The organism is Thioalkalivibrio denitrificans (assembly GCF_002000365.1).
GTDB classification, from domain to species: Bacteria; Pseudomonadota; Gammaproteobacteria; order Ectothiorhodospirales; family Ectothiorhodospiraceae; genus Thioalkalivibrio_A; species Thioalkalivibrio_A denitrificans.
Genome location: NZ_MVBK01000021.1, coordinates 135,828 through 143,460 on the forward strand (window position 1 = coordinate 135,828; position 7,633 = coordinate 143,460).

Sequence of the window (7,633 nt, forward strand, 5' to 3'; positions counted from 1 at the left end):
CTATTGCGCCGGGCTCTCGTAACCGACCACCCGGACATAGGGCATCAACCCGCGGCCCGCCGCGTGTTCGGCATGATTGACAATAAAGCTGTGAATGCGCGCGTCGGGCGCCTCCATGGGTGTCATCAACGCAGCATTGTCATGCGCCCTGACCGACAGGGGGGCGGACCCTGCATCGGCCACGGTAGCGGCCTGCGGGCTGGCCGGCGGCGCCACCTCGGCTTCGGCCACGGCCGGCAGGCCGGCATCCTCGGTCCCGGTAAAACTCACCACACCCAACAGCACCGCCACCGCGACGGATGCCGCCATGGCAACCCCGGCGACGGGCTTGACCAGACGACGGCCGACCACCGCGGAGTCCACGCCCGGCGGGGACTCGTGGGCCACCTGCTCCATGACACGCTCGGCGAATCCGGGTTCCGCAAAGCGGTTCAGCCCGCCGCGCACTGCATCACCGATCAGGTGGTAGCGTTCCCACAGGACCATGTCCTGTTCGTTGCGTCCCAGCTCGTCCAGCAGACGACGAACCTCGAAGCTGTCGGCTTCATTGTCCACCAGGGCCGAAAGCCGTTCATTCTTCGTCACCGCCATGATCGTCACTCTCTCTTCACTTCGTTAAACCGAATCAGTCAAGCAGCGGCCGCAGCGTACGGTCGATGGCTTCCCGGGCACGAAAGATGCGCGAGCGCACGGTACCGATAGGGCATCCCATGGTCTGCGCGATCTCCTCATAGCTCATGCCTTCCAGTTCCCTGAGGGTGATGGCCGTCTTCAGGTCCTCCGGCAGCGTCTCGATGGTGCGCTGCACGGCGGACTGTATCTCTTCGGACAACAATTCCCCCTCCGGGGTTGCATATTCCTTGAGCGCGGATTCACCGCCCATCTGCTCCGCATCCTGGGCGTCCACCTCGTAATCCGGGGTGCGCCGGCTCTGCGAGACCAGATAGTTCTTGGCGGTGTTGATAGCGATCCGGTACAGCCACGTGTAGAACGCGCTGTCGCCGCGGAAACTTGACAGCCCCCGATATGCCTTGATGAACGCCTCCTGGGAGACGTCTTGCGCGGCTGAAGGGTCATAGACGTAGCGGGAGACGAGGTTGACGATCTTGTGCTGGTACTTGCGCACCAGGGCATCGAACGCACGCTTGTCTCCGGCCTGTACACGCTTGACCAGCTCCTCGTCGGTGACCTTCTTGCCCATTCGGGCACTCCCCCCCTCGGGGTACCTCCTGTACCCTACCTGCCATTGACCCGCACGCATGCGGTAAGTTCGGAAGAAACGCCCCGATCGAGCCGCCCCGCTTGCCGGGGCCCGCGTGGATGGTGCTGCAATTAACTGATCGGCAGCAAAAAACTGTGACAAAATAACCCAGACCATGACCCCTTCTCAAGCCAGACCCCGGGCCCACCATCACGACGTGCTCATCATCGGCAGCGGTGCCGCAGGCCTGGGTCTGGCCCTGCGCCTGGCCCCGCAGCGGCGCGTGGCGGTGCTGAGCAAGGGGCCGATCACGGAGGGCAGCACCTTCTACGCCCAGGGCGGCGTCTCGGCGGTTCTGGATGACCGGGACTCGCTCGACGCCCATGTCCAGGACACCCTGAACGCCGGCATGGGCCTGTGCGTGGAACCCGTGGTGCGCCACACGGTGGAACGCGGTCCCGCCAGTATCCGGTGGCTCATGGAGCTGGGGGTCCCGTTCACGGAGGAAACGCTGCCCGACGGCCGCAGTCAGCTGCACCTGACGCGCGAGGGCGGCCACAGCTTCCGACGGGTCGTGCATGCTGCCGACGCCACCGGCAGGGCCATCGAGGACACGCTCGTGGGGCAGGCCCGGCGCCATCCCAAGATCGACCTGTTCGAGCAGCACATCGCCGTGGACCTCGTCACCACGGCCAAGCTGGGCAGGCCCGGTCCGAACCGCTGCGTGGGTGCGTATGTGCTGGACCGTGCCGACGGCGTGGAGATCTTCCAGGCGTCGTGCGTGGTCCTGGCCACGGGCGGTGCCAGCAAGGTGTACCTGTATTCCAGCAACCCCGACAGCGCCACCGGGGACGGCATCGCCATGGCCTGGCGCGCCGGGTGCCGGGTGGCCAACATGGAGTTCATGCAGTTCCACCCCACGTGCCTGTACCACCCCCGCGCCAAGTCCTTCCTCATCTCCGAGGCCGTGCGCGGCGAGGGCGGGCGGCTGCTGCTGCCGGACGGCACCCCGTTCATGGAGCGCTTTGACCCCCGGGCCGAACTGGCGCCCCGGGACATCGTCGCCCGGGCCATCGACCATGAAATGAAGCGTCTGGGCGCCGACTATGTCTACCTGGACATCAGCCACAAACCCGCCGACTTCATCCGCAGCCACTTCCCCACCATCCACGAACACTGCCTCAAGTTCGGTTTCGACATGACCCGTGAGCCGCTGCCCGTGGTGCCCGCCGCCCACTACACCTGCGGCGGTGTGGTCACGGACCTGCGTGCCCGCACCGATCTTGAAGGCCTGTACGCCATCGGGGAAACCGCCTACACCGGTCTGCACGGCGCCAATCGCATGGCCAGCAACTCGCTGCTGGAGTGCCTTGTCTTCGCACAGGCCGCCGCCGACGACATCCTGGCCGGCGAACCGCAACCCCGGGGGGACCTGGATATTCCACCCTGGGATGAGAGTCGGGTGACGGATTCGGACGAGGAGGTGGTGGTCTCCCACAACTGGGACGAACTGCGCCGCTTCATGTGGGACTACGTGGGCATCGTGCGCACCACCAAGCGATTGCAACGCGCCCGCCACCGGGTCGATCTGCTCATGGCGGAGATCGACGAGTACTACAGCAACTTCCGCGTCACCAACGACCTGCTGGAACTGCGCAATCTGGTCCTGGTGGCCGACATCATCATCCGTTGCGCCCTGTCACGCCACGAAAGCCGCGGCCTGCACTACACCCTGGACCACCCCGAGCGGGACCCGAACCTGGACGGCGTGCCGACGGTGGTGGCGCCGCCATAGGCGGCGAAGGATGAACGCCCTTCGGGCGAAGGATGAAGGATGAAGGATGAAGGATGAAGGATGAACAAGGCTCAACCGGCCTCGGTGGCCCATCAAGCCCCTCGTAGGAGCGGCGCCCCCGCCGCGAACACGCCCATGTCTGGTGTGCCTCTCCTGTTCTGCCCGAGAGCGGGCCTCCTGCAGCCCCCGCTTTCATTCAACCTTCATCCTTCAACCTTCATCCTTTAATAAAGTGTTCCCTGTAATACCTCAGCTCCTCCACCGAGGCCCGGATGTCATCCATGGCCTGGTGGCTGGATTCCTTGGTCAGACCGTTGACGATGCCGGGCGCCCAGCGCCGGGCCAGTTCCTTGAGCGTGCTCACGTCCAGGTTGCGGTAGTGGAAGAAGGCCTCAAGATCCGGCATGCACCGGGCCAGGAAGCGCCGGTCCTGACAGATGCTGTTGCCGCACATGGGGGAGCTGCGCGGCGGGACGTACTTCTCGAGAAAGCGCAGGGTCTCCTGCTCCGCCTCGATCTCCGTGTGGAGGCTCATCTTCACGCGTTCCAGGAGACCGGAGCGCCCATGGGTATCGCGGTTCCAGTCATCCATGCGCGCGAGAATCGCATCGCTCTGATGCACGGCGATGATCGGGCCTTCGGCCAGCAGGTTGAGATCCTTGTCGGTCACCAGGGTGGCGATCTCGATGATGTAGTCGGACTGCGTGTCGAGACCCGTCATCTCCAGATCGATCCAGATCAGGTTGTCGGGGTTGGGGTTCATGGGATTCCTTGTGTCGGGGCCATCGGACCGGATGCCCGCACCGGGGCATGCCGGAGGGGTGCATCGCGGCATTCAGTGTACATGGAATGATCGCGCGGGTTCGAGGGCACCCCCTCAGCCCGCACGGTTTCGCGCACCTGCCTTCACAGACTGCCGGCAGGCCATATACTCTCCTGTCAGGCAGACCCTTCTCTGCATGGGGCCTGGCCCGAGACGTTAGAGGAGTACCCGTATGAAGATCACCATCAACAAGACAACAGCGATACCGGCCCTGTGCGCCGCGATGGTATGGCTGCTGTCGGCCCCGGTTGCGGCAGATGTGAAACGCGGCGAGAACCTGCATGCCAACAACTGCGTCAGCTGCCACGCCAGCATGGTGGGCGGCGACGGCAGCAGTCTCTACACCCGCACCGACCGCAAGATCACCTCCAGAAGCCAGCTGATCAGCCAGGTCAACCGCTGCGAGACCACACTCGGCCTCGGCTGGTTCGAGGAGGATGTCAAGGCGGTGGTCGAGTTCCTGGACCGTAACTACTACCGATTCTGAAGCACTTCAGTGCGTTCGATGCCTTCATGAAACCACGCAACCCCGGGGCCGCCCCGGCCCCTCCGTGCTGAACCGTACGGGGCGCGTCCTCACGCGTTTCGGCGCGGAGCTCATCATCGAGGATGAAACGGGTCGGCGCCTTCGCTGCACGGCCCGCCGGCGGCTCCAGGACGTGGTCTGCGGCGATCATGTGACATGGACGCCCAGCGACTCGGGAAACCACGTAGTCACGGGCATCGAGCCCCGCCGCAACCTGCTTGAACGGGTGGACCCCAGGGGGCAGCGCCGTGCAGTCGCCGCCAACATCGACCAGGTGGTGCTGATCATCGCCCGCCAGCCGCCGCCCCAGTGGCCCCTGGTGGACCGCTACCTGGTGGCCATCGAGGCCCTGGAGGCCCGGGCCGTCATTGTCATGAACAAGGTGGATCTGGAGGAGGCGGCACCGGGGAGCGACGACACCGGGCAAATGGAATCCCTGTACCGGGATCTGGGCTACCCCATGCTGCACACCAGCGCGGCGACCGGCGCAGGGCTCGGCGAACTGCGCGCCCGGCTCGCGGGCCTCACCAGCATCCTGCTGGGCCAATCGGGGGTAGGCAAGTCGTCACTGATCAAGGCCCTGCTGCCCGACGAGGACCTGCGTATCGGCGCCCTCTCCGAGGGCACAGGCGAGGGCCGCCACACCACCACGGCCGCAACCCTGTATCACCTGCCCGACGGGGGCGACCTGATCGATTCCCCCGGCGTGCGGGACTTCACCCCCCCGCCCCTGCAGGCCGAGGCACTGGCCCATGGATTCGTGGAGTTCCGCCCCCATCTGGGCCAATGCCGTTTCCACAACTGCGTCCACGACCGGGAGCCCGGCTGCGCCATCAAGGCGGCGGTGGATGCGGGAGAAATCAGCGAACCACGCTACAAGAGCTATCTCGCTTTGAAGCGAAGTTGAAGATTCAAAATTCAAGATTCAAAGGAAGACCCGCCCCCTTGAATCTTGAATTTTGAATCTTGAATCGCCCTTAGAAACTCAGCCCCATTTCGAAGCCGAACACGTCCTGGTCCCGGCCGTTCAGCCGGTCGTCGGGCGGCAGGCCCTGCCAACGGGTCGTATCGGACAGGCCGTAGCGATGCCGGTCGTAGTACAGGTCCAGTCGAAGGGCGCTGCTGTCGCTGAGCTGGAAGACGTTCTGGAAGCTGACGAATCCGGCGCTGCGGCGGCCGTTGCCCGCCGGCTCCACGCCCTCGCCCACCGCAGCCACGGTACCCCGCTCGTCAGACGCCAGCGGCACGCGCACGCCCATTTCCAGGAAACCCTGCCAGCTGCCGCTGCTGAAGCGGGGACCGCCGGACAACTGGGTATAGAAAGTCCCTCGATCATCGTCGCCATGGGCGCCGGCAAGGCGCGAATCCCCCCCTACACCCCGGTATCCGAGGCCGAAGCGCATGTCGTACCGCACCGCATCACCCGGGGCGCCGAAGCGGTAGCCGCTCTGCGCCGTGAGATCCATGCCGCGATACTCATAGTCTGGGCCGGATCTGACGTACGGTTCCTCGCCCAGCCGCTCGCCCCAGTGGATGCGCCCGTCCAGCCCGAACAGCAGGCCTTCGTCCGCCCTGAAGAAGTTGTCCAGGTGAGCGTTCAGGGTCATGCGCGACGTGGGCAGCGTCACCAGGGGGTCATCGTGGCGCCGGGGCAGGTTCCACCGGTCAGGGAAGGTGTCGAGGGCCACACCCAGCTGGTAACCGTGATCAGCAGGGTCGGCCAGGGCGGGGGCGCCACTGACGGTCAGGGCCAAAGCGGCTGTTGCCAGAACCGGAATCTTCATTGTCGGACCCCCTTATGCTCTGTTAGCCCTTTGAGAGCCTCCTCCGTCAGCCCGGAGGCCACTGCATGGCCCGGCCGGCCAGGACGTGCAGATGTATATGATAGACAGACTGCCCGGCCTCGGAGTTGCAGTTCATCACGGTACGGTAACCGCGCGTCGCGAATCCGGCATCGCCCGCTATCTTTTTCGCCGCCAGGTACATGCGCCCGACCAGTTCCGCGTCGTCGGGCTCCAGATCGTTGATGGTGGCGATATGGCGCCGGGGGATTACCAGCACGTGCAGGGGTGCCTGGGGATTGAGGTCGCGAAAGGCCATCACCTGGTCGTCCTCGTACACGACCTCGGCGGGAATCTGCCCCTCGGCGATCTTGCAGAAGATGCAGGTCGTCATTTCATGACTCCAGAGCCAGGATACAAGAGGCAAGATACAAGAAAAACCTGTCCTCTTGCATCTTGCCTCTTGTATCTTGCCTCTGCGCCTTCCTCAGTACTCGCGCCTTCCCTCGAAGGCGTGAGAGAGGGTACCGCGGTCCACGTATTCCAGTTCCCCGCCCAGCGGTACGCCGTGCGCGATGCGGGTGCTGCGGATGCCCCGTGAGCGGGCCATCTCGCTGATGTAGTGGGCCGTCACCTCGCCCTCCGCCGTGGTGCCCGTGGCGAGAATCACCTCGCGGATCTCGCCGCCGTCAAGACGCGCCTCCAGGCGATCCAGACCGAGCTCCTCCGGGCCGATGCCGTCCAGGGGCGACAGGTGCCCCAGCAGCACGTGGTACTGGCCCCGGAAACCGGTGGCCTGTTCCACCGCCAGCACGTCGGCCGGCGCCTCCACCACACACACCAGGTCGCGCCGCCGCGCCGTGTCGCTGCAAACCGCGCAGGTCTCGTGCTCCGTCAAGGTGCGGCAGACACTGCAATGCCCGATCCGCGCCATGGCTTCGTGTACGACCCGGGACAGCCGTTCCCCGCCAGGTCGATCCCGCTCCAGCAGGTGCAGGGCCATGCGCTGGGCGGAGCGCGGGCCCACGCCCGGCAGACAGCGCAGGGCCTCGATCAGTTGGTCGAGCAGGGAGGGTGCGGCCACGCAGGCGTCAGAACGGCAGCTTGAAGCCCGGGGGCAGACCCATGCCGGAGGTCAGGTCCGCCATGCGCTGTTTCGTGGTCTCCTCGACGCGATGCACCGCATCGTTGATGGCCGCCGCCACCAGGTCCTCCAGCATGTCCCTGTCGTCCTCCAGCAGACTCGGGTCGATGCTCACGCGGCACACCTCGTGGCGGCCGGTCATCACCACACTCACCAGTCCGCCGCCGGATTGCCCGGTCACCTCCATGTTGGCCAGCTCCTCCTGGGCTTTGGCCATGTTCTCCTGCATCTTCTGGGCCTGCTTCATCAGGTTGCCAAGTCCACCTTTCATCATCTGTCCACCTGTCGTGTGCTGTATTTGAAATGATAACGGGACACGCCCGGTAGCGGGCCGTAGGAGCCTGTCTAGCCCGCATATTTCAC

General features: G+C 65.2%; 10 protein-coding genes. 3 read left to right on the forward strand and 7 right to left on the reverse strand.

What is annotated here, in order from left to right; genetic code table 11:
• Both B1C78_RS04330 and rpoE read right to left on the reverse strand, forming a co-directional pair.
• Positions 1 to 591, reverse strand: a complete 591-nt coding sequence (locus tag B1C78_RS04330; RefSeq protein ID WP_077277912.1) for a sigma-E factor negative regulatory protein — start codon at positions 589 to 591, stop codon at positions 1 to 3.
• A 34-nt stretch (positions 592 to 625) separates the two neighbouring features.
• Positions 626 to 1,201: an RNA polymerase sigma factor RpoE gene (rpoE, locus tag B1C78_RS04335; RefSeq protein ID WP_077277913.1), complete on the reverse strand. Its 576-nt coding sequence runs from the start codon at positions 1,199 to 1,201 to the stop codon at positions 626 to 628.
• Between the two features lie 175 nt (positions 1,202 to 1,376).
• Between rpoE and nadB the strand changes: the two genes are divergently transcribed.
• Positions 1,377 to 2,996, forward strand: coding sequence for an L-aspartate oxidase (gene nadB, locus B1C78_RS04340; RefSeq protein ID WP_077277914.1), 1,620 nt, complete (start codon positions 1,377 to 1,379; stop codon positions 2,994 to 2,996).
• A gap of 217 nt (positions 2,997 to 3,213) precedes the next feature.
• On the opposite strand, the gene orn is transcribed toward nadB, so the two are convergent.
• The gene (gene orn / locus B1C78_RS04345) at positions 3,214 to 3,759 is read right to left on the reverse strand and encodes an oligoribonuclease (RefSeq protein WP_077277915.1); all 546 of its coding nucleotides are present in this window, start codon (positions 3,757 to 3,759) and stop codon (positions 3,214 to 3,216) included.
• A gap of 232 nt (positions 3,760 to 3,991) precedes the next feature.
• Here orn and B1C78_RS04350 point away from each other — a divergent pair, with 232 nt between their 5' ends.
• A complete protein-coding gene (locus tag B1C78_RS04350) occupies positions 3,992 to 4,306 on the forward strand; it encodes a c-type cytochrome (protein ID WP_077277933.1) in 315 nt (104 codons plus the stop codon).
• A gap of 64 nt (positions 4,307 to 4,370) precedes the next feature.
• A complete protein-coding gene (rsgA, locus tag B1C78_RS04355) occupies positions 4,371 to 5,252 on the forward strand; it encodes a ribosome small subunit-dependent GTPase A (protein ID WP_245795303.1) in 882 nt (293 codons plus the stop codon).
• Positions 5,253 to 5,322: 70 nt separating this feature from the next.
• On the opposite strand, the gene B1C78_RS04360 is transcribed toward rsgA, so the two are convergent.
• The 4 genes from B1C78_RS04360 to B1C78_RS04375 all read right to left on the reverse strand — a co-directional run bounded on the left by B1C78_RS04360 (position 5,323) and on the right by B1C78_RS04375 (position 7,544).
• Positions 5,323 to 6,129 (reverse strand): hypothetical protein, encoded by an 807-nt coding sequence (locus tag B1C78_RS04360; protein WP_077277917.1) that lies wholly within the window; start codon positions 6,127 to 6,129, stop codon positions 5,323 to 5,325.
• Between the two features lie 46 nt (positions 6,130 to 6,175).
• Complete coding sequence (locus tag B1C78_RS04365; protein ID WP_077277918.1) at positions 6,176 to 6,520, reverse strand: histidine triad nucleotide-binding protein; 345 nt, start codon at positions 6,518 to 6,520, stop codon at positions 6,176 to 6,178.
• Between the two features lie 93 nt (positions 6,521 to 6,613).
• Positions 6,614 to 7,210: a recombination mediator RecR gene (recR, locus tag B1C78_RS04370; protein ID WP_077277919.1), complete on the reverse strand. Its 597-nt coding sequence runs from the start codon at positions 7,208 to 7,210 to the stop codon at positions 6,614 to 6,616.
• Between the two features lie 7 nt (positions 7,211 to 7,217).
• Positions 7,218 to 7,544, reverse strand: coding sequence for a YbaB/EbfC family nucleoid-associated protein (locus B1C78_RS04375; protein WP_077277920.1), 327 nt, complete (start codon positions 7,542 to 7,544; stop codon positions 7,218 to 7,220).
• Positions 7,545 to 7,633 lie beyond the last annotated feature (89 nt).